At 62.0% G+C, this 295-nt stretch carries 1 pseudogene; it reads left to right on the top strand.

The window, feature by feature from the left end:
• Window positions 1-56: 56 nt before the first annotated feature.
• Window positions 57-295 (top strand): annotated as a pseudogene (locus tag B2994_RS02355) (pyridoxal phosphate-dependent aminotransferase); the annotation flags it as partial.

Raw genomic sequence — 295 nt, 5'->3', positions numbered from 1 at the left:
TATGAAACGAAAGCGTCGGGATGACGTGGGACAGCGATACGCTAGACGTCATGACTGTGGCTGACTGGCAAAACCTAAGTGACCGTATCAACAATGTAGCTCCGAGTGCGACGCTGGCCGTCGATTCAAAGGCGAAGGCAATGAAGGCCGCCGGCGTGGACGTGATCGGATTCGGGGCGGGGGAGCCTGATTTCCCCACTCCCGGAACTGTGGTGGACGCGGCGGTACGGGCTTGCCGCGAGCCGCGCAACTACAAGTACACTCCCACCGCCGGCCTGCCCGAGCTGCGTGAGGC

This window comes from Bifidobacterium sp. UBA744 (assembly GCA_002298605.1).
GTDB lineage: Bacteria > Actinomycetota > Actinomycetes > Actinomycetales > Bifidobacteriaceae > Bifidobacterium.
This window is presented reverse-complemented; position numbering and strand designations above follow the sequence as displayed.